Origin of the sequence: Nocardia bhagyanarayanae (assembly GCF_006716565.1) — a bacterium.
GTDB lineage: Bacteria > Actinomycetota > Actinomycetes > Mycobacteriales > Mycobacteriaceae > Nocardia > Nocardia bhagyanarayanae.
Map to the genome: position 1 here is coordinate 1,910,498 of NZ_VFPG01000001.1, position 23,537 is coordinate 1,934,034.

Here is a 23,537-nt window from a genome sequence, read left to right on the forward strand (position 1 = left end):
CTCGAGCAGACGCAGGAGGCATGATGAGCAACGACGATCTTGTGCTGGTGATCAACTCGGGTTCCTCGTCCATCAAGTACCAGCTGCTCGACCCGGAGACGGGCGCGGTGGCGGCCTCCGGTCTGGTGGAGCGAATCGGGGAGCGCGAGGGCGCCGTCGAGCATCGCGCCGGTGACCGCACCGTGCGGCGCACCGAGCCGATCGCCGACCACAAGGCCGGGTTGCAGCTGGTCTTCGACATTTTCGCCGAGACGGGGCACGACCTGGCCGGTGCGGGTGTGCGCGCGGTCGGGCACCGGGTGGTGCACGGCGGCGAGGTGTTCTACGAGCCGACGCTGATCACCGACGACGTGGTCGAGGAGATCTCGAAGCTGTCCGACCTTGCCCCGCTGCACAATCCGGCCAACGTCACCGGCATCGAGAGCACCAGGGAACTGCTGCCCGGCGTGCCGCAGGTCGCCGTCTTCGACACCGCGTTCTTCCACGGCCTGCCAGAGGCGGCGCGGACCTACGCCATCGACGCGAAAATTGCTGCCGCGCATAGCATTCGCAGGTACGGCTTCCACGGCACGTCGCACGAATACGTGTCCGGTCGGGTCGCCGAGGTGCTCGATCGAGACCCGAATACGTTGCGCCAGGTCGTCTTCCACCTCGGCAACGGCGCGTCCGCGTCGGCGATCCGCGGCGGGCAGCCGATCGACACCAGCATGGGGCTGACCCCGCTGGAGGGACTGGTGATGGGCACGCGGGGTGGCGACATCGACCCGGGCATCATCGGCCACCTGGTGCGCTCGGCCCACTTCGACGCCGACCGGATCGAGGAACTGCTCAATCGCAATTCCGGCATCAAAGGCCTCTCGGGCGTCAACGATTTCCGCGAGCTGCAGCGGCTGATCGACGCGGGTGACGACGCGGCCCGGCTGGCCTACGACGTCTACATCCACCGGTTGCGCCGCTACCTCGGCGCGTACATGATCGAGCTCGGCGGGGTCGACGCCATCACCTTCACCGCCGGTGTCGGCGAGAACAGCGCCCAGGTCCGCGCCGACGCCCTGGCCGGTCTGTCCGGCTTCGGCATCGAAGTCGACCCGGCGCGCAACAACGCCGCCGACCGCGCCGCCCGCCTCATCTCGCCGCCGGGCGCACCCGTCGCTGTCCTGGTGGTGCCGACCAACGAGGAGCTCGCCATCGCCCGCGCCGCACGGCAGGTCGTGTCGCCCTCTAGCGGCGGCGTCCGTCGACAGCACCGAATGACCGGGACGAAGCGTGTCGAGCACGCCCGGGCCGACGGTGGAGATATGCCCTAGAAAACCCCACGGATTCCTCAGGGTCCGCGCGCCAGCATGGAAGGCGGATCGGGGTCGCCAGGTATCCGAGCCGACCCGCGGGCCGAAGGGAACGATGCCCTCGCCTCCCGCCAGCCGCTCCGGCTGCCCCCGGAACGGCGCGGCCCGCGGGCCTTTCGGAAACCGACTGCTCCCGCGCCCAGATCCGGCCCGGCCGCCGTTCCGCCGCGGCGGCCGGGTCTCAAACCGATCAGAGCTTTGCTCGGAGTCCGGCCAGGACGATCCGCAGTCCGTCGCGGAATTCGATTTCCGGATCTCCGGTGGCGGCCGCGTGGGCGATCTCGATCAGTCTGGGGAATCGGTCGGCGGGTAGTTGCGCGACGCGTTCCGTGGCGGCGGCGCGGTCTCCGTCGGTGGGTGCCGAGAGCGGGTTGGTGAGTTCGGCTTGGGCGAAGCCGGTCACGAAGCCGGACACCGCACGGAAGGCGACCAGCAGATCGAGCCCTGATCTTCCGGAGTCGGCGAGGGCCTGCAGCAGCGCCTCGGCGGGTGTGAGGGTGGGGATGTCGAAGCTGCGCCGGGTCAGGATCAATGGAATGGCGTGCGGGTGGGCACGCACCGCCCGCCACATGGCCTCGGCGATCGCGAAAACGCGCGCCTCCCAATCGCCGCCCGCGTCGGTCCACCGCGTCTCGGTCATCACGGCCTCGGTGACCAATTCTTCGAGACCCTCGCGACCGTCGACGTAGTTGTAGATCGTCATCGCCCCCGTCCCCAGTTCGGCGGCGAGATTGCGCATGGTGAGACCGGCGAGTCCCTGCTCGTCCACCAGCGCCAGCGCGGCCGTCTGCAGTTGTGCCCGGGTGAACTTTCTGGGTGCCGGCATGGCCCTCCCTTGTTTAAGTACGTCGTACGTGATTAACTGGCCGTCGTTCACGTACAACGTACCTAAACGGAGAGTCGCATGACTATTCGCACCACATTCCCGTCCGGAACAGACGAATGCGCGGCATGGCTGACGCTGCCCGAGCGGCCCGGCCCGCATCCGGCCGTCGTTCTCGTCCACGGCGGCGGCGCGACACACGAGATGATGCTCGGGCAGTACGAGAAGTGGTTCGCACAGGCCGGCTTCGCCGTGGTGGCCTTCGATTTTCGTCACCTCGGCGAATCGGGCGGTCGACCGCGCCAGCTGGTGAGCCAACGTCGCTACGCCGAAGATGTCGACGCCGCACTGGCTTTCGCCCGCTCCAGGCCCGAACTCGATCCGCGACGCGTCGCGCTCTGGGGGACCTCCTTCGGCGCGAGCCACGTTCTGGCGGCGGCTGCCCGGCACCACGATCTGCGTGCCGCGGTCGTCCAGTGTCCGGTCTTCAGTGGACGTGCCGTCGTCTCCCGAGCCGGAGTACGGCATCTACTCCGATTCACGGCCCCGATCGTCGCCGACCTGACACGCGCCGCACTCCGACGGTCACGCCGCTACGTCCAGCTGGTCGGAAAACCCGGCGAGCTGGCGTTCGTGAATCAGCCCGGCGCCCTCGAAGGGTGGCAGTCGGTGACGCCTCCCGGATACCGCTTCGACAATCGGATCACAGCGGCCTCCGGCCTCGGCATGCTGTTCTACAACGCCGCATCCGCCGCGCCACGCGTACGCTGCCCACTGCTGGTGTGCGCCAGCGAGCACGAGAACCTCATCGACCCCGCCATCGTCGGTCGGGTCGCCGCCGCCGCGCCGGGGGCCGTCCTGAAGCACTACGACGCCGATCACTTCACCGTGTATCACCCGCCGGTGGTCGAGCAGATCGTCGCCGACCAGATCGACTTCCTGACCGCACACCTCACCCCGAGCGCATAGCCGCCGCCCTCGACGTCTTCAGACTCCATCGACAACCGCAAGCGCTGAAGCAGCGACGCGCGGTGTCGAAATGAATCCGGCGCGACGGCCGAGTCTCTCAGAACCAGGTCTTGGCGCGGATGGAATTGGCGAGGTCGACGAGGGCGTAGCGGTGTTTGCGGCCGGGGGCGTGGCGGGCGAGGGTGCGCAGGCCCGATTCGGTGCCGTCGCGGAGGTCGCGTTCGGTGAACGCGGCGCCCAAGAGCTTGGCGTTCGGGCTTTTCGGGGTGTTGCCCGCTTGCAGCCAGGCCAGGGCGGCGCCGAGGACGAGCACTCGCATCTGTGGTGCGCGGCTCTCACCGGCCGGCAGGGCTTGCACTCGGGAGGCCGCTATGTGCAGGGTCGACTCGTCGAGCTCGGCGATCGGTGACGCGGTGAGCAGCAACAGCACCGCCGTCATCCGCGCCACGGTGTAGCAGCGCGCGGACGTGGCCACCTCGTCCAGCGCGTCGACGGCGGCCTCGACCCGGCCAGCGGCGGCCAGCTGCCGCGCCAGCCCGAAGCCCGCGCTGACCACCGCGCGGTCGGTGCGCCAGACGGTGCCGTAGAACTTCTCCGCGTAGGCCCGCCACTGCTCCGGATCCGGCGAATCCCAGTGCTGCAAAACGAGTTCGGCGGTGGCGGCGAGGGCGAGCTTGGGCGCGATCTCGCCGGGCAGCACGTGCAGTACGGCCTCGAATGCCGCGAAAGCCCGTTCGTAGTTCTGCTCCCGCAGTTCCGCGAGCCCGGTGTACCAGTCGATGCGCCAGTCGTAGGTCCGGATACGGGACAGCAGGTACAGCACCGCCGCCGACTCGCCCATGTCCAGCCGCAACCGCGCCTCGGCGAGCGAAAGCTCCAGATCCCAAGTCTCGGGGGCGTTGGCGGGGTCGGCGGCCGCCCGATCCCGCGCCTCTTGAAGGGCGTCCAGCGCTTGCCGAGGCTCCGGGTGTACCGCGGCGGCGAGCAGGGGAGCGGAGGGATCAGCGGGGTCCATCAGCGGAATCGGCAGCGCGGCGGCGATTTCCGAGGCTTGCAGCAGGCTGCTTCGACCGATGCCGTCGGCGTAGGCGTCGGTCTGGCTGATCAGTTCGTCGGTGCCGAAACTGGTGCGCTGTGGACTGAACACTGTGGACAACTGTGGATGCTCGGCGCCGGTGTCCAGCGCGAGGATCTCGCGCAGCACGCCCGCCAGCTGCGCGGCCATCGCGCGGGCCGAGCCGAACCGGCGCGCCGGGTCCGGGTCGGTGGCGCTGAGCAGCAGCCGGTGGAAGAACTCGTAGCGCTGCAGCACGGGATGTTCTGCGGGATCGGGAATTCCGTCCTGGTAGCGGCCGTGCTCCATGGGCATGTTCAGGGTGAGCACCGCCAGTGTGCGGCCGACGGTGTAGATGTCGGAGGCCACCGTCGGACCGGTCTTGGCGATCTCCGGTGCCTGGAAACCCCTGGTGCCGTACAGATTTCCGTACGCCTCGATGGTCGCGACCGCGCCGAGGTCGATCAGTTTGACCTGGTCCTCGGTGATCATGATGTTGTCCGGCTTGAGGTCGTTGTAGGTGAGACCGATCGAGTGCAGGTAGTCCAGCGCGGGCAGGATCTCCAGCACGTACGCGATCGCCTCGGCGACCGGCATCCGGGCGGGCCGCTCGTAGGTGTCCAGCACCGCGCGCAGCGACTGTCCGCCGACGTACTCCATCACGATGTAGCCGATGGGCGAGCCGTCCGGGCCGGGATGCTCGACGAAGTTGTGGATCTTGACGATGCTGGGATGGGCGACCTCGGCCAGGAATTGGCGCTCGGCCACCGCCACGGCCTGCGCCTCGGCGTCGCCCGCGTGCAGCAGGCCCTTGAGCACCACCCACCGGTCGCTGACATTGCGGTCGACGGCGAGGTAGATCCAGCCGAGTCCACCGTGCGCCAAGCAGCCCTGGATCTCGTACTGGCCCGACACCATGTCGCCCGGGTGCAGCGACGGACGGAAATCGTAAGGCGCATCGCAGGTCTCGCACGTGCCGACCGTCGTAGACGGACGAACGGCGGTGGCTCGGCCGACGGGATTGCCGCAGCGCCAACAGAAGCGCCTGCCCTCGGACACCACCGGATCGGTGAGCACGGCCGCCATCGGATCCGCGGGCGGTACCGTCGGGATGGGTACCAGACCGCCGCCGAGCCTGCGCACGGAAGGCCGCGACCGTGCGGTGCGTACGCTTCGGCCCGAAGTACGCGACGCCCCACCGGAATCCGGCTCCGAGCGCCTGGTCTCGTCGGAAGCCGGGGCGGCCATCGTGCCGGGCGGCTCGGGGGCGGCCGCCATGGTGCCCGGTGGTTCCGGTGCGACCGCCATCGTGCCCGGTGGTTCGGGCGTGGCCGCCATGGTGCCTGGTGGTTCCGGTGTGTCCGCAATCGTGCCCGGCGGTTCGGAGGTGGCAGCCACGGTGCCCGGTGGTTCGGGCGTGGCCGCCATAGTGCCTGGTGGTTCCGGTGTGTCCGCAATCGTGCCCGGTGATTCCGGTGCCGCCGCCATGGTCCCAGGCTGCTCCGGTGCGACCGCCATGGTGCCAGGCTGCTCGTCCGATCGGTTCGACTGCCGCGCAGGACGTTCCGGTGCGCTCGCCTGAGTCGGCTCTCCGATGTGGCTGGACGCACTTCCACCCCGGCCGCTTGCGGGGCTGCCTGTGGACGCCTCCGATCGGCGCTCGATCGGCGTGCCTTCGCCCTCGCCCCGGCTGCCCTCGCCCCGGCTGTGTCCGCCGCTCTCCGTGGGCTTCGTCCGATCGCGCCTCGTGGCCATGTCGTCGCCACGGCCATGGGCGGCGTCGTCGGCGAATTCCCTCCGACCGGGTCCGACCGGCCGCGTGTGCTCGTCTTCGGCGTCCGAGGACGCACGATGCGCGCGGAGATCGTCGTCCGAATGCCCTGCGTCGCCGGATGATCGGGTGTCCCCCGACTCACCGTGCTCGCCGACGGGGTCGGACCAGCGAACGGTCGGCGGCGCTTCGGGTTCCCGCGACTCCGGCCCGGACGACGCGGAACCACCCGCTGGCCGGTCGTCCTCCGGTCGCGGGAAGGGGTGGAATCGCGTCGTCATCGCCTCAGTCCTGATACGTGGCAGCGGGCGGAGCGGGCGTCGGCCCGAGCTCGGCCAGCCACTGCCGGTGAATCCTCGTCCAGGTGCCGTCGGTGCGCAGCCGCTCCAGCGTGCCGTTCACGAACCGCACCAAATCGTCGGCGTCCTTGTGGATTCCGATGCCGTACGGCTCGACGCTGATGCTGTCGCCGACCAACTCGGTGTACGGATCCTGCGCGGCGAGCCCGGCGAGGATCGCGTCGTCGGTGCTCACCGCGTCGACCTGTCGCTGTTGCAGGACGACGAGGCAATCGGCCCAGGTCGGCACGGTCAGGACGGTAGCGGCGGGCTGTTCGCGGCGGAGGCGGTCCAGCGAGGTGGTGCCGCTCACCACGCACACCCGCTTGCCCGCGAGATCACCGATGCCGGTGATGCCGGAGTTCTTCATGGCCAGCACCCGATGGTCGGCACGCAGGTAGACGGTGGAGAAGGCCACCTTCTTGCGGCGTTCGCAGGTGATGGTCATGGTCTTGGCGACCACGTCCACCGTGCGGTCTTGTAGCGCCTTCTCCCGGTCGGCCGAGGCGAGACTGCGGAATTCGATCAGATCCGGGCTGCCGAGCAGGTCGCGCGCGATCTCGCGGGCGATGTCGGCGTCGAAGCCGACGATGGCGCCGCTGACCGGATCGCGGAAGCTGAAGAGGTTGCTTCCGGTGTCCAGGCCGACGAGCAATCTGCCGCGGGCCCGGATGGCGTCGATGTTCGGCCCGCGGGCGGCGCGCCCGGCACCCGTCGGGCGAAGGCTGGCGGTCGGGTCGCCGCATTCCGGTTCGGCGCCGCTCGGCAGTGGCGTATCGGTATGCAGCGGACTGGCTTTCGCGGGCAGCGGCGGTTCGGTGTAGGTGCCGATCACGGCGTGGTCGACGGGATCGGGCGCCGCCGCACAGCCACCGAGGAAGGCGGTGGCGGCGAGCGCGGCGGCCAACAGGCCGCGCGCTGTGCTCATCGGTGCCGTGTTCATCGATATTCTCGCAATCGAGGCCAGAGACCGAGACCGACGTAGGCTGCGGCGACGATGCCGAGCGCCATGGCGCCGGTCGCGAGGTAGTCGAGCACCCGGACGGCCTGGGAGATCTCGTCGCGCAGGGTGTTTCGCGTTTCGGTGATGCCGTTGCCGAGCGAGCGGTCCAGCGCTTCGACGTGCGCCGTCGACTGGGCCGCGCCGGGTCCGGTGGCCACCGCGGCCGCGCCGATGAAGTCGCCGCGCGCGAGGGCGTCGTTCATCCGCTGGTGCGACGAGCGCCAACGGTCCAGCGCGGCACGGGCATTCGCGACGTTCTCGATCGCGGGCGCGGCATTCGGGTAGCCGCTGAGCAGCTCGTCGAGGCGGGCGATGCCCGCGTCGAAGGTGCGGTCGTAGTCGCCGGTCGCGTCGCGGCGCACCAGTTTCAGCGTCTCCGCGGCACGCGCCTGCTGGGCGAGGATGCGTCCTTCGATCAGCCGGGAGGCGGGCACGGCGCCGTCGTCGCGTCCGCTGATCATCGAAGTGGCCGACACCGATCCGGCGATCACCGTCCACGCCAACAGAATCAGCATCGCCGCGGAGGCGAGCAGCAGACCGGCGTTGAAGGTGCGCCGCCACCGCCGCGCCAGCTGGGTCTGCGCCCAGACCAGCACGACCAGCACGAGGATCAACAGGCCGATGGCCGCCCACGGCGGACGGACGTGGGCGCGCTGCGCGGCGTTCACGGCCTCGACGCGGTGGTCCTGGAGTTCCTCCGCCATCGGAAGCATGGTGGTCTGCATCTGATTCGACGCTTCGCTCAGATAGGCGGCGCCGACCGGATACCCGCTGCGATTGTTGGTGCGCGCGGTCTCGATCAGCCCGGTGTACACCGGTAGCTCGGTCGCGATGCTGGTCCGCAGCCGCACGTCCGCGCCAGGGTCGGGGTGACCGACGGTGTGCCCGGACTGGGCGACCAGCTCGGCCGCCGCCTCGCCGACCGCCTGGGAGTACCTCTCGCGCACCGCTTCCGGCTCGACGCCGCCCGCGATGAAGGCGGTGCTCGCCGCCGCGTCGGCGATGGACAGCGACGCGTAGAGGCGGTGCGCGGAGTGCGCGTCGGGCTCGGTGTCGTCGAGCAGAATGCGCAGCGCCTCTTGGCGATCGCTCACCGTCGACGCGGTCACCACGCCCGCGGTCAGGCAGAGGCCGATGAGCAGCAATCCGATGGCAATCAGGCGGCCCGGGGAAGAATTCGCGAAGGATCGCAGGTTGGCGGGATCGAGGTGCTCGCGGACCGCGGCGGCGGACGCGGCGCCGAACGGCAGGCGCGCCTGCTCGGCGACGGCCGACGGCGGCCGCGTGGCCGCCAGCTGCTCGGTCCGAGCCATCGTCCACCTCCGGGTCCACGCCCCACCTGTGCGCCTGCGTCGCAGTTTATTGTGGTCCTACCGGTGCCGTGGCGTGTGAAACACCCCCTGCTGGGTGCTCTGCGGTGCGAACACGACAACGGCTGGATGAGGATGGTTAGCGATGCGCGGTGACGGCGACGGGTGGTCGCGAGGCCCGGACGGCCTGAAACATTGGGGTCGGTTCGGCGCTGCCGGATTGTTGCTGCGCGCGCCGCTCCCGGCGGGTGGCTCGGCGGTGCTGCTCCAGCACCGCGCCCTGTGGAGTCACCAGGGCGGCACTTGGGCGCTGCCGGGCGGCGCCCGCGACAGCCACGAGACCCCGGTGCACGCGGCGGTGCGCGAAGCCTGGGAGGAGGCGGGGATCCACCCGGCCGACGTCCGGGTGCGCGGCGAACGAATCACGGCGTCCGCGCTCAGCGGCTGGACCTACACCACGGTGATCGCCGACGCGGTGATGACCTTGCCGACCAACGCCAACCGCGAGAGCACCGAACTGGCCTGGGTGCCGGAGGACGAGGTCGAGGCGCGGCCGCTGCACCCTGGTTTCGCCGTCGCCTGGCCCGCCTTGCGTGCGGTCCCGGCCCGTGCCGATCTCACCGAGCTCGACGACTCGCGTGCCCTCGCCGCGGCCCTTCCGCGCACCGTCGACCTCGCCGACCAGGGATTCGTCTGGCTGCACTCGGACCCAGAAGGTCCGGGCGGCGTCGCGCTGATCGTCGAGGCGACGAGCGAGGAACCCGAGGCTCACGAGCTGCCGTCTCCGGTCGCCGTGCTGTCGCTGACCAGGGGACAGATTCTGGGCTAGGTCCTGCTGTTGGCGAGCAGCGCGGACTTCAGTTCGCCTGCCGCGGCCTCGGGATCGCGGGCCTCGGTGATCGCCCGCACCACCACGATCCGGTCGGCGCCCGCCGCGAGCAGTTCGGGCAGCCGCTGCTGATCGATGCCGCCGATGGCGAACCAGGGCCTGGTCGGGTGCGCGTCGGCGGTGGAGCGGATCAGCTCGATGCCTGCGGCCTGGCGACCCGGCTTGGTCGGCGTGGACCACACCGGACCGGTGCAGAAGTAGTCGATGTGCTCGTCGATGGCGGCGAGACCGGCCTGCGCCCTGTTGTGCGTCGAGCGGCCGATCACCACGTCCGGTCCGAGGATGCGGCGCGCGTACCACGGCGGCAGGTCACCCTGGCCGAGGTGCAGCACGTCGGCGTTCGCGGCCAGCGCGATGTCGGCGCGGTCGTTCACCGCGAGCAGCGCGCCGTGCCTGCGGGTGGCGGCCTTCAGCTCCGCGAGCGCGCCGAGTTCCGCCTTGGCCTCCATCGGCCCGAACTTGGCCTCGCCCGGTGATCCCTTGTCTCTGAGCTGGATGATGTCGACCCCGCCCGCGAGCGCGGCTTCGGCGAACTTGGCCAGATCGCCCTTCTCGCGCCGGGCGTCGGTGCACAGATAGAGCCGCGCGGTGGCCAGGCGCTCCCGTGGCGGCAGCGTTCGGTTCGGGAGGGAGGGTTGCACGCCTTCGACGGTAGCCGCGCTACCGTGGGGATGCGAACAGGAGGCGGGCCGGGCATGGCGGCCGAGGCGCGCCGGCATGGCGCGTGAGGACCCCCGCGCGGATGAGAATTGTAGGTGGACAGAATGCGGACTCTCGCCGTCGTCGGTGGCGGCGCCATCGGGCTGGCGGTGGCGTGGCGGGCCGCCGAGGCGGGATGGCAGGTCACGCTGTTCGATCCGGCCGTCGGATCGGGCGCGTCGTGGGTAGCCGGAGGGATGCTGGCGCCGCTGTCCGAGGGCTGGCCCGGTGAGGATCGCGTTCTGGAATTCGGCGCCGCCGCGCTGGCCCGCTGGCCGGAGTTCGCGGCCCGGCTGGAGTCCGTGTCGGGCGCTGAGGTCTTCGTCGCCGACGAGACACTGACCGTCGCGCTGGACGGCGCCGACGCCGCCGATCTCCGCACCGTCGCCGACTGGGTCGGCGGACACGGTCACGAGTTGCGCGTGCTCGACCGCGCGGGCGTCCGCGAACTGGAACCGGCACTCGCTCGCACCGTGCGCGCGGGTTTGCTGGCGGCGGCCGAACCCGCCATCGACAACCGGCGGCTGCTCGACGCCTTGCGGCACGCCGTGGCCGCCGCGGGCGTCGAACTGCGCGCCGAGGAGGTCACCGATCTCGACGCGCTCGCCTTCGATCAGATCGTGCTCGCCGCCGGCGCCGCCTCGGCGCGGCTGTGGCCGGGACTTCCGGTGCGGCCCGTCAAGGGGGAGATCCTGCGCCTGCGTCACCGGCCGGGCGCCGCGCCGGCGCCGCGCCGGGTGATCCGGGCAAGGGTGCACGGCAGGCCGGTGTATCTGGTCCCGCGCCGGGACGGGATCGTCGTCGGCGCAACGCAATACGAGGCGGGTTTCGACACGGCGGTGACCGTGGCGGGCGTCCGCGACCTGATCGCCGACGCCGAGGCCGTGCTGCCCGGAATCGGCGAATACGAACTCGCCGAGGCGGCCGCGGGTTCCCGGCCCGGCAGCCCCGACAACCTACCGCTGATCGGCAGGCTCACCGACCGGCTGATCGCCGCCACCGGGCACGGCCGCAACGGCATGCTCACCGTGCCGCTGACCGTCGACGCGGTGCTGAGCCTGTTGTCCGGCACGGTGCTGCCGGAAGCGAAAGCCGCCGACCCGCACCGCTTTTCGACGACGCCGGTAGCGTCGTCCCTATCCACCGCAGGAGGAGTTCGATGACCGCGACATCCGTTCCCATCGGCGTCACCGTCAACGGGCAGGATCACGAATTCGCCGAACCGCTCACCGTCCGTGAGCTTTTGGCCCGCCTCGAACTGCCCTGTCAGGGCGTGGCGCTGGCGGTGGACGGCGCGGTGTTCCCGAAGTCGCGCTGGGACGAGCCCGTCGGCCGCGGCTGGAAGATCGAGGTCCTGACGGCGGTTCAAGGTGGGTAACGCGCCGCTACGCATCGCCGACCGCGAGTTCGGCTCCCGGCTCATCATGGGCACCGGCGGCGCCGAGAGCCTCGCCGTGCTCGAGGAGGCGCTGGTCGCCTCCGGCACCGAGCTGACCACCGTCGCCATGCGCCGGGTGGACGCCGCGGGCGGCACCGGTGTGCTGGATCTGCTCAAGCGCCTGGACATCACGCCGCTGCCCAACACGGCGGGCTGCCGCACCGCCGCCGAGGCCGTGCTGACCGCGCAGTTGGCCGCCGAGGCGCTGGACACCAACTGGGTGAAGCTCGAGGTCATCGCCGACGAGCGGACGCTGCTGCCCGATCCGATCGAATTGCTCAGCGCCGCCGAGCAATTGGTGGACGCCGGATTCGTCGTGCTGCCCTACACCTCCGACGACCCGGTGCTGGCGCGGCGGTTGGAGGACGCGGGCTGCGCCGCCGTCATGCCGCTCGGCGCCCCGATCGGCACCGGTCTCGGCATCGGCAACCCGCACAACATCGAGATGATCGTGGCCGCCGCGGGCGTGCCGGTGATCCTGGACGCGGGCATCGGCACCGCGAGCGACGCCGCCCTCGCCATGGAGCTCGGCTGCTCCGCGGTGCTGCTGGCCACCGCCGTCACCCGTGCGAGGCACCCCGAGTTGATGGCCGCCGCGATGGCCGACGCCGTCCGGGCCGGCTACCTGGCCAGGCAGGCGGGCCGCATCCCGAAGCGCTTCTGGGCTCAGGCGTCCTCCCCGGAGCTCTGAACTACGCGACTCAGGGGCGACTCATCCGCAAGGATGACGCGATCGACAACTTTGTAGTGACGCGCGACGCGCGGTTTTGCGGAATGCTGGACCCATGATCGAACTGAGGGGCCTGACCAAACATTACGGCCAGACCGCCGCGGTTCAGGATCTGTCCTTCACCGTGCGACCCGGACAGGTGACGGGCTTCCTGGGACCGAACGGCGCAGGCAAGTCCACGACGATGCGGATGATCCTGGGCCTCGACAAGCCGACCGCGGGTACCGCGCTCATTCAGGGCAAGCAGTACCACGAGCTGGACCATCCGCTGCGGACCGTCGGCGCGCTGCTGGACGCCAAGTGGGTGCATCCGAACCGTTCGGCGCGTTCGCACCTGCAATGGCTCGCGGCGTCCAACGGCATCGCCAAGTCCCGGGTGGACGAGGTGCTGCGGCTGGTCGGACTCTCCGAGGTCGCGGGCAAGAACGCGGGCGGTTTCTCGCTGGGCATGTCGCAGCGGCTCGGCCTGGCGGGCGCCCTGCTCGGCGATCCCGAGGTGCTGCTGTTCGACGAGCCGGTGAACGGCCTCGACCCGGAGGGCATCCTGTGGATCCGCCGGTTCATGCAGCGGCTGGCGGCCGAGGGGCGCACCGTGCTGGTCTCCAGCCACCTGCTTTCCGAGATGGCGCAGACCGCCGAGCACCTGGTGGTGATCGGGCGCGGTCAGCTGATCGCCGACACCACCACGCGAGAGTTCATCGAGCGCGCCTCCGAGCAGTCGGTGCGGGTGCGCAGCCCGCAGCTCGACCAGCTGCGCAGCCTGCTCACATCCAACGGCATGACCGTCCGTGAGGACGGCGCGGGCGGGGACGGACCCGCGCTGCTCGTCGCGGGCGTCCCGAGCGACGCGGTCGGCAAACTGGCCGGCGCGAACGACATCACGCTGTTCGAGCTCTCGCCGCAGCGGGCCTCGCTGGAGGAGGCGTTCATGCGGATGACGGGTGGTTCGGTGCAGTACCACGGCGAAGGTTTCGATCAGGTGATGGGAGGTGCGCTCTGATGGGCGTGTTGGCAGCGGAACGAATCAAACTCACCTCGACCAGGTCGCCCTGGTGGTGCGCCGCCCTGACGGTGGTCTTCGCCCTCGGCATCACCGCGCTGTTCAGCCTGCTGCTGAACGTGTCGATGAACGCCTACCAGGACGACCCGACGATCTCGCCGGAACCGCCGTACGCGGAGAACGTGATGGCGGGCCTCGGTATCACCGGCGTCTCGTTCATCCCCGGCTTCGGCTACATCCTGATCATGATCCTGGCCGCGTTGGCGGTGACGAGCGAATACCGCTTCGGCACCATCAAGGCCACCTTCCTCGCCGCGCCCCACCGTTCCACGGTGCTGGTCACCAAGGCGAGCATGATCGCGGTCGGCGCCGCGGTGCTCTCCGCGATCCTGACCTTCCTCAGCTTCCTCATCCTGAAGGCGCTGACCGACAGCGATGTCGGCAGCAAGCTCAGCCTGACCGACGGCGACCTGAAGGTCTTCTACGCGGTCCCGATCTTCGCCGCGCTGGTCGTGTTCCTCTCGGTGGGCGTCGGCGCCCTGGTCCGGCAGTCGGCGGGCGCGCTGTCGCTGCTGATCGTCTGGCCGGTGCTGATCGAGCCGATCATCGGCGCGTTCGGCAAGTACGGCCGCAACATCCAGGTGTTCCTGCCCTTCCAGAACGCGAACCGCTTCCTCGGACTCGAGGACACCGGATTGCCGTGGCACTGGGGCGCCTGGCCCGCGCTGCTCTACTTCGCGGCCTTCGTCGCCATCGTGTTCGGCGCGGCCCTGGTCGTGGTGAACAAGCGCGACGCCTGAGACAACCGAAGACTGCCCGAGCTGCCTTCCCTCGCCGCTCGGGCTCGGGGGACGCGACCTTGTCGGGAGGTCCGCGTACCCGGTAGCACTGCCCGCCACTGCCCGGCGGACCGTGCGGGCCACCGGCCCGGCGCCCGAAGAAATCCCCCTTCGGCGCCGGGCCGGTGGTGCTTGTGCATACCCGTTCGGGGAGCGGTAGGACGGGCTCGTCCGGCCTGCTCCCCATGTGCCCTCCGTCACTATCGAAATGCTGATACCGGCAGTAGCATTAACTTGGATTCGGCAACCATCTCGCTATCGGTCTGCAAACCGGTCGGGATGGTCGCTCCGTCCGATCGGGAGGCGGCGGGAGGTGTCGGGTGGCGATCGCGAGTAGGCAGCAGCGGGCCGCGTGGCTGAGATACGCTCGGGGCGTGAGTGATACACCTTCCGGCGGTGCCGAGCCGGGGTCGCGGCCGGAGGACAACGGCGGTGTCGAACCCGAGGTCGTGATTCCGCTGGTGCCCGCCGAGGAGGCGGGCGGCGCCCGGCGTTCGGGGCCGAATCTTCGCAAGGCGCAGATCTCCGCGCTGATGAACGCGGCCAACCAGCGGCCGGACCTGATCGGGGTGCTGCGCAAGGCGCGTGAACAACTTCCGGGTGACCCGTCCTTCGGTGATCCGCTGTCGGTCAGCGGGCCGGGCGGCGCCCGCGCGGTCGCGAGGGCCGCCGACAAGCTGGTCGGCGACACCCCGAGCGCGGCGCGCGAGATCGGCTTCGGCGCGCTTCAGGTCTGGCAGGCCATGCTGGAGCGGGTCGGCCGGGGCAAAGGTAGCGAAGAAATAACTGTCATGTTCACCGACCTGGTTGCCTTCTCCAGTTGGTCGCTGACAGCGGGCGACGAGGCGACGCTCGAACTGCTCCGCGAGGTCGCCAAGGCCATCGAACCGCCGATCGCCGAACGCGGCGGCCGGGTGGTGAAGCGCATGGGCGACGGGCTCATGGCCGTGTTCCCCTCGGCCGACCGCGCTGTGCGCGCCGCGATGCAGGCTAGGCGCAACCTGGCCGAGATCGATTTGCGCGGCTATCGCCCGCGGATGCGGATGGGACTGCACACCGGCTCGCCGCGCGAGATCGGCGGCGACTGGCTCGGCGTCGACGTCACCATCGCCGCGCGCGTCATGGAAGCGGGCGGCAACGGCAACACCATGATCTCCGAGGCCACCCTCCAGTCCCTGGAGCCGGAAACGCTCGCGGAACTGGGCTTGACCGTCAAGCCCTACCGACGCAGTTTCTTCGCGGCCCCGCTCAGCGGCGTCCCGGAAGACCTGCGCATCTTCCGGTTGTCGAGGAACTGAGCGGCTCGCCGGTCGAGCGTTAGACGAAGCCCCAGGCGATGGCGCCACCCGCGGCGAGTACGGCGCAAACCGCGAGGGAGATGGCGAGCGGGCGGGAGGTCTTCCACGTGGAGTACGCGCCGCCGATCAGGAAGCCGGACAGGGCGAGCAGCAGGACCACGGTGACGTCGGTGGACATAGGGCCATTCTGCTGGGTCTGCCCGGCTGCCACTGCGGAGGGGTCTGACCTGCTGCAACTATTAACAAGCACGCGCGCTTGATTTTTTCCCGGGTGGATGTGATGCTGAATTCCGGAACGCGAACTCCACCGCAAGGGAGGCCTCCGGCTGATGAGTAAGTTGGCCGCCGATCCGGATGTCATCCGCATCGGCAACTGTTCCGGGTTCTACGGTGATCGGCTCAGCGCCATGCGCGAGATGCTCGAAGGCGGGCAGCTCGACGTGCTCACCGGCGACTATCTCGCCGAGCTCACCATGTTGATCCTGGGCAGGGACCGGATGAAGGACCCGAGCCTCGGCTACGCCAAGACCTTCGTCAAGCAGATCGAGGACTGCCTCGGGCTCGCGCTGGAACGCAACGTGCAGATCGTCGCCAACGCGGGCGGTCTGAACCCGGCCGGGCTGGCCGAGAAGCTGCGCAAGGTGGCCGCCGATCTCGGGCTCGACGCCAAGATCGCACACGTCGAGGGCGACGATCTGCTTTCGCGCGCAAGCGAACTCGGACTCGGAAGCCCGCTCACGGCGAATGCCTACCTCGGCGCGTGGGGCATCGTCGAATGCCTGAACGCGGGCGCGGACATCGTCGTCACCGGCCGGGTCACCGACGCCTCGGTGATCGTCGGCCCGGCGGCCGCGCACTTCGGTTGGGGACGAACGGATTACGACGCGCTCGCGGGCGCGGTCGTCGCGGGTCACGTCATCGAGTGCAGCACCCAGGCGACCGGCGGCAACTACGCCTTCTTCACCGAACTCGCCGATCTCGGCAGGCCCGGCTTCCCGATCGCCGAGATCCGCCGCGACGGCAGCAGCGTGATCACCAAGCACGAGGGCACCGGCGGCGCGGTCACGGTCGACACGGTCGAGGCGCAGCTGATGTACGAGATCCAGGGCGCGCGCTACGCGGGCCCGGACGTCACGACGCGGCTCGACACCATCCGGCTGACCCAGGAAGCCCCCGACCGCGTGCTCATCACCGGTGTCGCGGGCGAGGCGCCGCCGCCGCAGCTCAAGGTGTCGCTGAACACCCTCGGCGGCTTCCGCAACGAGATGGAATTCATCCTCACCGGTCTGGACATCGAGGCGAAAGCCGCACTGGCGCAACGTCAGCTGGAATCCTGGCTGCCGGTGCGCCCGGCCGAGCTGGAGTGGACCCTCGCCCGGCTGGACCGGCCGGACGCCGACACCGAGGAGCAGGCCAGCGCGCTGCTGCGCTGCGTGGTCCGCGACCCGGATCCGAACAAGGTCGGCCGCGCCTTCTCCAGCGTCGCGGTGGAACTGGCCCTGGCGAGCTACCCGGGATGCAGCTTCACCGCCGTGCCGGGAAACGGCTCGCCGTACGGCGTGTACACGCCCGGTTTCGTGGACGCCACCGAGGTGCCGCACACCGCGGTGCTGGCGGACGGCTCCCGTATCGAGGTAACGCCCGCAGCGGAAACCCTGGCACTGGAAGACGTTCCGGAGCCGGGTCTTCCTGAGCCGTTGCCCGCCAACGAGACTCGCCGCGCACCGCTCGGCGCCGTCGCACTGGCCCGCAGCGGCGACAAGGGCGGTGACGCGAACATCGGCGTCTGGGTGCGCACCGACGAGCAGTGGCGCTGGCTGGTGCACACGCTCACCGTCGAGCGGATGAAGGAACTGCTGCCGGAGGCCGCGCCGCTCACCGTCACCAGGCACGTGCTGCCGAACCTGCGCGCCGTGAACTTCATCATCTCCGGCCTGCTCGGCAAGGGTGTGGCCTACCAGGCCCGCTTCGATCCGCAGGCCAAGGGGCTCGGCGAATGGCTGCGCTCCCGTCACCTCGATATCCCCGTGGAGCTGCTCTCATGACCAGTGCCGTAGTCAGTCCGTGGAATACGCCGGAGCGGCGCGAATTGCGCGCCACCGTGCGCGGTTTCGTCGAGCGCGAGATCCTGCCGTACCTCGACCAGTGGGAGCGCGACGGCGAGATCCCGCGCGAGCTGCACAAGAAGGCGGGCGCGCTCGGCCTGCTCGGCATCCAGTTCCCCGAGTCGGCGGGCGGCTCCGGCGGTGACGGTGTCGACGCCATGATCGTCTGCGAGGAGATGCACCAGGCGGGCGCCTCCGGCGGCCTGTTCGCCTCGCTGTTCACCTGCGGCATCTCGGTGCCGCACATCATCGCCTCCGGCAACGAGGACCTGATCGAGCGCTTCGCCCGCCCGACCCTGGCCGGTGAGAAGATCGGCTCGCTGGCCATCACCGAGCCGGGCGGCGGCTCCGACGTCGGCCACCTCACCACCACCGCGCGCCGCGACGGCGACCACTACATCGTCAACGGCGCGAAGACCTACATCACCTCCGGCGTCCGTGCCGACTTCGTGGTCACCGCGGTGCGCACCGGCGGCCCCGGCTCGGGCGGCATCTCGCTGCTCGTGGTGGAGAAGGGCACGCCAGGGTTCACCGTCAGCCGGAAGCTGGACAAGATGGGCTGGCGCGCCTCCGACACCGCGGAACTGTCCTACGTGGACGTGCGGGTACCGGTGGAGAATCTGGTGGGCCCGGAGAACTCCGGTTTCTATCAGATCGCGGGCGCGTTCGTCAGCGAGCGGGTCGGCCTCGCCGTGCAGGCGTACTCGCAGGCGCAGCGCTGCCTCGAGCTGACCCTCGAGTGGGTGCGCAACCGCGAGACCTTCGGCCGCCCGCTGATCAGCAGGCAGGCCGTGCAGAACACGGTGACCGCGATGGCGCGCCGCATCGACGTCGCCCGCGTCTACACCCGGGATGTGGTGCAGCGCAGCGCCAATGGCGAGACCGACCTGATCGCCGAGGTGTGCTTCGCCAAGAACACCGCCGTCGAGGCGGGCGAGTGGGTGGCCAACCAGGCCGTTCAGCTCTTCGGCGGCCTCGGTTACATGCGCGAGTCCGAGGTGGAGCGCCAGTACCGTGACATCCGCATCCTCGGCATCGGCGGTGGCACCACCGAGATCTTGACCGCACTCGCCGCCAAACGATTGGGGTACCAGGCATGACGACCTTGCGCAGCACCCTCGACAGCGGTTCGGCGGAGTACGCCGCCGCCGCCGAGGCGATGAACACCAAGCTCGCCGAGATCGGCGCCGAATTCGCCAAGAACGTCGCGGGCGGCGGTCCGGACAAGATGGCGCGGCACCGCAAGCGCGGCAAGCTGACCGCGCGCGAACGCATCGAGCTGCTCATCGACGAGGACTCGCCGTTCCTCGAGCTGTGCCCGCTCGCCGCGTGGGGCAGCGACTTCCACGTGGGCGGCAGCGTCATCGCGGGCATCGGCATCGTCGAGGGCGTCGAATGCATGATCGTGGCGCCGGATCCCACCGTGCGCGGCGGCACCTCGAACCCGTGGACATTGCGCAAGAACCTGCGCATGAACGACATCGCCATGGAGAACCGGCTGCCGGTGATCGGGCTCGTGGAGTCCGGCGGCGCCGACTTGCCCACGCAGAAAGAGGTTTTCGTCCCCGGCGGCCGGATGTTCCGCGACCTGACGAAGCTCTCCGCGATGGGCATCCCGACCATCGCGCTGGTGTTCGGCAACTCCACGGCGGGCGGCGCGTACGTCCCCGGCATGTCCGACTACACGGTGATGATCAAGGAGCGCTCCAAGGTGTTCCTCGGCGGTCCGCCGCTGGTGAAGATGGCCACCGGCGAGGAGTCCGACGACGAATCCCTCGGTGGCGCCGAAATGCACGCTCGGACTTCGGGTCTGGCCGACTATCTGGCCGTCGACGAGCAGGACGCGATCCGCATCGGCCGCTCCATCGTCAAGCGCCTGAACTGGAAGAAGCAGGGTCCCGCGCCGCGCGCGGAAGTGATCGAGCCGCTGTTCGACCAGGAGGAGCTGCTCGGCATCGTCCCCTCGGATCTGAAGATCCCGTTCGACCCGCGCGAAGTGATCGCCCGCGTCGTGGACGGCTCCGATTTCGACGAGTTCAAGCCGCTGTACGGCAGCAGCTTGGTCACGGGATGGGCGGAGCTGCACGGCTATCCGGTCGGCATCCTGGCCAACGCCCGTGGCGTCCTGTTCTCCGAGGAGGCGCAGAAGGCCGCGCAGTTCATCCAGCTGGCCAACCAGTCGGACACGCCACTGTTGTTCCTGCACAACACCACCGGCTACATGGTCGGCAAGGAGTTCGAGCAGAAGGGCATCATCAAGCACGGCGCGATGATGATCAACGCGGTGTCCAACTCGAAGGTGCCGCACATCTCGCTGCTGATGGGCGCCTCCTACGGCGCGGGCCACTACGGCATGTGCGGTCGCGCCTACGATCCGCGCTTCGTCTTCGCCTGGCCCAGTGCGAAATCCGCGGTCATGGGCGGCGCGCAGCTGGCCGGTGTCATCTCCATCGTCGGCCGCGCCGCCGCCGAGGCCAAGGGCATGCCGTTCGACGAGGAGGCCGACGCGGGCATGCGCGCCATGATCGAGGCGCAGATCGAGGCCGAGTCGCTGCCGATGTTCATGTCGGGCAGGCTCTACGACGACGGCGTCATCGACCCCCGCGACACCCGCACGGTATTGGGCATGGCGCTTTCGGCCATCCACAATGCCCCGATCAAGGGCGCCGAGGGCTTCGGCGTCTTCCGGATGTGAGGCAGCCGTGATTTCCACTGTTCTTGTCGCCAATCGTGGCGAGATCGCCCGTCGCGTCTTCGCCACCTGTCGGCGGATGGGCCTCGGCACCGTCGCCGTGTACTCCGACGCGGACGCCGCCGCCCCGCATGTCGGCGAGGCCGATGCCGCGGTCCGGTTGCCCGGGAACACGCCCGCCGAGACCTATCTGCGCGGCGAGCTGATCATCGAGGCCGCGCTGTCGGCCGGTGCCGACGCCATCCATCCGGGCTACGGATTCCTCTCGGAGAACGCGGAATTCGCGCGCGCCGTGCAGGCGGCCGGGCTGGTCTGGATCGGACCGCCGATCGAGGCCATCGAGCAGATGGGCTCGAAGGTCGCGTCCAAGAAGATGATGGACGCCGCGGGCGTACCGGTGCTCGCCGAGCTGGACCCGGCCCAGGTCACCGAGGCGCACCTGCCGGTGCTGATCAAGGCGTCCGCCGGTGGCGGCGGGCGCGGCATGCGGGTGGTACGCGAACTCGCCGACCTGGAACCGCAGCTCGCGGCGGCCCGGCGCGAGGCCGAGTCGGCGTTCGGCGACCCGACCGTGTTCTGCGAGCGCTACCTCGAGACGGGCAGGCACATCGAGGTCCAGGTCATGGCCGATACGCACGGCACGATCTGGTCGGTCGGCGAGCGTGAGTGCTCCATCCAGCGCCGTCATCAGAAGGTCGTCGAAGAAGCTCCTTCGCCGCTGGTGGAGCGCGTCGACGGCATGCGCGAGAGGTTGTTCGAGGCAGCCAGGCTCGCCGCGGGCGCGATCGGCTACACCGGCGCCGGCACCGTCGAGTTCCTGGCCGACGAGCAGGGCGACTTCTTCTTCCTGGAGATGAACACCCGTCTCCAGGTGGAACATCCGGTCACCGAGTGCACCACCGGGCTGGATCTCGTTCGCCTGCAACTGGAAGTGGCTTCCGGCGCGGCGCTGCCCGCCGAACCGCCCGCCATGCGCGGACATTCCATCGAGGTCCGGCTCTACGCCGAGGACCCGGCGCACGACTGGCAGCCGCAGAGCGGCACCGTGCATCGTCTCGACATCCCGTCGGTCACCGCGGAATTCGATCTGCTGGACCGCGCGGGCGTGCGCCTGGACACCGGCGTGGTCGACGGCTCGGTCGTCGGCGTGCACTACGACCCGATGCTCTCCAAGGTCATCTCCTACGCCGAGACCCGCACGGAGGCGGCGCGTCTGCTCGCCTCTGCATTGCAGCGGGCCCGCATCCACGGCCTGGTCACCAACCGCGACCTACTGGTGCGGGTGCTGCGCCATCCCGCCTTCCTGGCGGGCGACACCGACACCGCGTTCTTCGAGACGCACGGATTGGACACGCTCGCAGCGCCTTTGGCGTCCGACTCGGACGAGGCGCTGTCCATCGTCGCCGCCGCTCTCGCGGACGCCGCTGCCAACCGCGCGGTGGCGCGGGTCGGCGGCGGGCTGCCGAGCGGCTGGCGCAACCTGCCCTCGCAGTCGCAGCGCAAGTCCTACGAGAGCCGCACCAGCGGCGTGCACGAAGTCGGCTACCGGTTCACCCGCACCGGCGTGCAGGTGGACGGCCACGAGGGCGTCGAGCTGGTCGAACTCGCCCCCGATCGGGTGGTGCTGAGCGTGCCGGGCGAACGCGGTCCGGTGCGGCGGGTGTTCACCGTCGCGCGCTACGGCGACCTGGTCTGCGTCGACTCCCCGCTCGGCCCGGTGAGCGCGCGCAGGCTGCCGCGGTTCAGCGACCCGGCCGACCAGGTGGCCACCGGTTCGCTGCTGGCGCCCATGCCGGGCAGCGTGATCCGGCTCGGCGCCGAGGTCGGCAGCCGGGTGGACGCCGGTCAGCCGATCCTTTGGCTGGAGGCGATGAAGATGGAACACACCATCGCCGCGCCCACCGCGGGCGTGCTGAGCGCGCTCAATGTCACCGTCGGCCAGCAGGTCGACATCGGCGCCGTCCTTGCCGTCGTGGATCCCGACGACGCGGTCAACGAGAACCAGGAGCAGTAATGTCCTTCATCGAATCCGACGAGCGCAAGCAGCTGCGGGCCGCGGTGGCCGCGCTCGCCGCCAAGTACACCTACCGCGACTACGTGCTGCCCAAGGCGCGCCGGAACGAGCCGCTCACCGAATTGTGGGACGAGGCGGGCAAACTCGGCTTCCTCGGCGTCAACCTGCCGGAGGAATACGGCGGCGGTGGCGCGGGCATGTACGAGCTGGCGCTGGTGATGGAAGAGCTGTCCGCGCAGGGCGCGGGCCTGCTGCTGATGGTGGTCTCCCCGGCCATCTGCGGCACCATCATCACCAAGTACGGCACCGACGAGCAGAAGCAGCATTGGCTGCCCAAGCTCGCCGACGGCTCCGGCAAGATGGTCTTCGGCATCACCGAGCCCGACGCCGGGTCGAACTCGCACCAGATCACCACCACCGCCCGCCGCGACGGTGACGACTGGATCCTCAACGGCCGCAAGATCTTCATCTCCGGCGTGGACCAGGCCGAGGCGGTGCTGATCGTCTCGCGCACCGAGGACCACAAGACCGGCAAGCTCAAGCCCGCCCTGTTCATCGTGCCCACCGACGCGCCCGGCTTCACCAAGGTGCCGCAGGAGATGGACATCATCGAGCCGGACCACCAGTTCAACCTGTTCCTCGACGACGTCCGCCTGCCGTCCACCGCCCTGGTCGGCAAGGAGGACGCGGCGCTGATGCAGCTGTTCGCCGGCCTCAACCCGGAGCGCATCATGGGCGCCGCGATGGCCGTCGGCCTCGGCCGCTACGCCATCGACCGCGCCGTGGAATACGCCAAGGAGCGCACGGTGTGGAAGACGCCGATCGGTGCGCACCAAGGCATTTCGCATCCGCTGGCGCAGGTGAAGATCGAGCTGGAAATGGCCAAGCTGATGATGCAGAAGGCCGCGACCCTCTACGACGCGGGCGAGGAGATGGGCGCGGCCGAGGCCGCGAACATGGCCAAGTACGCGGCGGCCGAGGCCAGCATCAAGGCGCTGGACCAGTCGATCCAGACGCACGGCGGCGCGGGCCTCACCGCGGACTACGGTCTGGCTGCCATGCTCGCCGCGTCCCGCATCGGCCGGATCGCGCCGGTCAGCCGCGAGATGGTGCTCAACTTCGTCGCCCAGTTCTCGCTGGGACTGCCGAAGTCCTACTGACGCAGCCGATTTCGCCTCGGCCACGGAGAGAGCCGGGGCGGAATCACCGGATCGACGAA

At 69.8% G+C, this 23,537-nt stretch carries 20 protein-coding genes; 14 read left to right on the top strand and 6 right to left on the bottom strand.

From position 1 onward, the window contains the following. The first annotated feature begins 23 nt into the window (after positions 1–23). Positions 24–1,307: an acetate kinase gene (locus FB390_RS07990; RefSeq protein WP_141808379.1), complete on the top strand. Its 1,284-nt coding sequence runs from the start codon at positions 24–26 to the stop codon at positions 1,305–1,307. A 229-nt stretch (positions 1,308–1,536) separates the two neighbouring features. Here the strand turns inward: FB390_RS07990 and FB390_RS07995 are convergent, their stop codons facing one another. Continuing rightward, positions 1,537–2,172, bottom strand: a complete 636-nt coding sequence (locus FB390_RS07995) for a TetR/AcrR family transcriptional regulator C-terminal domain-containing protein (protein WP_141808380.1) — start codon at positions 2,170–2,172, stop codon at positions 1,537–1,539. Between the two features lie 78 nt (positions 2,173–2,250). Here FB390_RS07995 and FB390_RS08000 point away from each other — a divergent pair, with 78 nt between their 5' ends. Beyond that, positions 2,251–3,138 (top strand): alpha/beta hydrolase, encoded by an 888-nt coding sequence (locus FB390_RS08000; protein ID WP_141808381.1) that lies wholly within the window; start codon positions 2,251–2,253, stop codon positions 3,136–3,138. 97 nt (positions 3,139–3,235) lie between these two features. On the opposite strand, the gene FB390_RS08005 is transcribed toward FB390_RS08000, so the two are convergent. From FB390_RS08005 to FB390_RS08015, 3 genes are all read right to left on the bottom strand, one after another. Beyond that, positions 3,236–5,530 (bottom strand): serine/threonine-protein kinase PknG, encoded by a 2,295-nt coding sequence (locus tag FB390_RS08005; RefSeq protein WP_141811617.1) that lies wholly within the window; start codon positions 5,528–5,530, stop codon positions 3,236–3,238. A 718-nt stretch (positions 5,531–6,248) separates the two neighbouring features. After that, positions 6,249–7,229, bottom strand: coding sequence for a glutamate ABC transporter substrate-binding protein (locus FB390_RS08010; RefSeq protein WP_141808382.1), 981 nt, complete (start codon positions 7,227–7,229; stop codon positions 6,249–6,251). Between the two features lie 11 nt (positions 7,230–7,240). Then, the gene (locus FB390_RS08015) at positions 7,241–8,617 is read right to left on the bottom strand and encodes a hypothetical protein (RefSeq protein WP_246123913.1); all 1,377 of its coding nucleotides are present in this window, start codon (positions 8,615–8,617) and stop codon (positions 7,241–7,243) included. Positions 8,618–8,759: 142 nt separating this feature from the next. Between FB390_RS08015 and FB390_RS08020 the strand changes: the two genes are divergently transcribed. After that, entirely contained in the window at positions 8,760–9,443 is a 684-nt protein-coding gene (locus FB390_RS08020; protein ID WP_141808383.1) for an NUDIX hydrolase, read from the top strand. On the opposite strand, the gene thiE is transcribed toward FB390_RS08020, so the two are convergent. Next, complete coding sequence (gene thiE / locus FB390_RS08025; RefSeq protein ID WP_141808384.1) at positions 9,440–10,144, bottom strand: thiamine phosphate synthase; 705 nt, start codon at positions 10,142–10,144, stop codon at positions 9,440–9,442. The two genes, FB390_RS08020 and thiE, sit on opposite strands and share 4 nt — an antisense overlap. Positions 10,145–10,267: 123 nt before the next feature. On the opposite strand from thiE, the gene thiO reads away from it, so the two are divergent. The 6 genes from thiO (at position 10,268) to FB390_RS08055 (ending at position 15,507) form a co-directional block, all read left to right on the top strand. Continuing rightward, on the top strand, positions 10,268–11,365 hold the full coding sequence (gene thiO / locus FB390_RS08030; RefSeq protein WP_141808385.1) for a glycine oxidase ThiO: 1,098 nt from the start codon (positions 10,268–10,270) through the stop codon (positions 11,363–11,365). Further along, a complete protein-coding gene (gene thiS, locus FB390_RS08035) occupies positions 11,362–11,580 on the top strand; it encodes a sulfur carrier protein ThiS (RefSeq protein WP_141808386.1) in 219 nt (72 codons plus the stop codon). Before thiO ends, thiS begins: the two co-directional genes overlap by 4 nt. Then, a complete protein-coding gene (gene thiG, locus FB390_RS08040; protein ID WP_141808387.1) occupies positions 11,573–12,331 on the top strand; it encodes a thiazole synthase in 759 nt (252 codons plus the stop codon). Before thiS ends, thiG begins: the two co-directional genes overlap by 8 nt. A gap of 94 nt (positions 12,332–12,425) precedes the next feature. After that, positions 12,426–13,370 (top strand): ABC transporter ATP-binding protein, encoded by a 945-nt coding sequence (locus FB390_RS08045; RefSeq protein ID WP_141808388.1) that lies wholly within the window; start codon positions 12,426–12,428, stop codon positions 13,368–13,370. After that, complete coding sequence (locus FB390_RS08050; RefSeq protein ID WP_141808389.1) at positions 13,370–14,170, top strand: ABC transporter permease; 801 nt, start codon at positions 13,370–13,372, stop codon at positions 14,168–14,170. The genes FB390_RS08045 and FB390_RS08050 overlap by 1 nt, the downstream gene beginning before the upstream one ends. Positions 14,171–14,583: 413 nt before the next feature. Continuing rightward, positions 14,584–15,507 (top strand): adenylate/guanylate cyclase domain-containing protein, encoded by a 924-nt coding sequence (locus tag FB390_RS08055; protein WP_425465850.1) that lies wholly within the window; start codon positions 14,584–14,586, stop codon positions 15,505–15,507. A gap of 19 nt (positions 15,508–15,526) precedes the next feature. On the opposite strand, the gene FB390_RS33435 is transcribed toward FB390_RS08055, so the two are convergent. Next, positions 15,527–15,685, bottom strand: a complete 159-nt coding sequence (locus FB390_RS33435) for a hypothetical protein (RefSeq protein WP_185756973.1) — start codon at positions 15,683–15,685, stop codon at positions 15,527–15,529. Between the two features lie 151 nt (positions 15,686–15,836). Between FB390_RS33435 and FB390_RS08060 the strand changes: the two genes are divergently transcribed. Genes FB390_RS08060 through FB390_RS08080 form a run of 5 tightly spaced genes read left to right on the top strand, consistent with a single transcriptional unit; the run spans position 15,837 to position 23,478 of the window. Then, positions 15,837–17,552: an acyclic terpene utilization AtuA family protein gene (locus tag FB390_RS08060; RefSeq protein WP_141808390.1), complete on the top strand. Its 1,716-nt coding sequence runs from the start codon at positions 15,837–15,839 to the stop codon at positions 17,550–17,552. After that, entirely contained in the window at positions 17,549–18,712 is a 1,164-nt protein-coding gene (locus FB390_RS08065) for an acyl-CoA dehydrogenase family protein (RefSeq protein ID WP_141808391.1), read from the top strand. The genes FB390_RS08060 and FB390_RS08065 overlap by 4 nt, the downstream gene beginning before the upstream one ends. Further along, a complete protein-coding gene (locus tag FB390_RS08070; protein ID WP_141808392.1) occupies positions 18,709–20,307 on the top strand; it encodes an acyl-CoA carboxylase subunit beta in 1,599 nt (532 codons plus the stop codon). Before FB390_RS08065 ends, FB390_RS08070 begins: the two co-directional genes overlap by 4 nt. Then, the gene (locus FB390_RS08075) at positions 20,261–22,318 is read left to right on the top strand and encodes an acetyl/propionyl/methylcrotonyl-CoA carboxylase subunit alpha (protein ID WP_141808393.1); all 2,058 of its coding nucleotides are present in this window, start codon (positions 20,261–20,263) and stop codon (positions 22,316–22,318) included. Before FB390_RS08070 ends, FB390_RS08075 begins: the two co-directional genes overlap by 47 nt. Next, positions 22,318–23,478 (top strand): acyl-CoA dehydrogenase family protein, encoded by a 1,161-nt coding sequence (locus FB390_RS08080; protein WP_141808394.1) that lies wholly within the window; start codon positions 22,318–22,320, stop codon positions 23,476–23,478. Before FB390_RS08075 ends, FB390_RS08080 begins: the two co-directional genes overlap by 1 nt. Positions 23,479–23,537 lie beyond the last annotated feature (59 nt).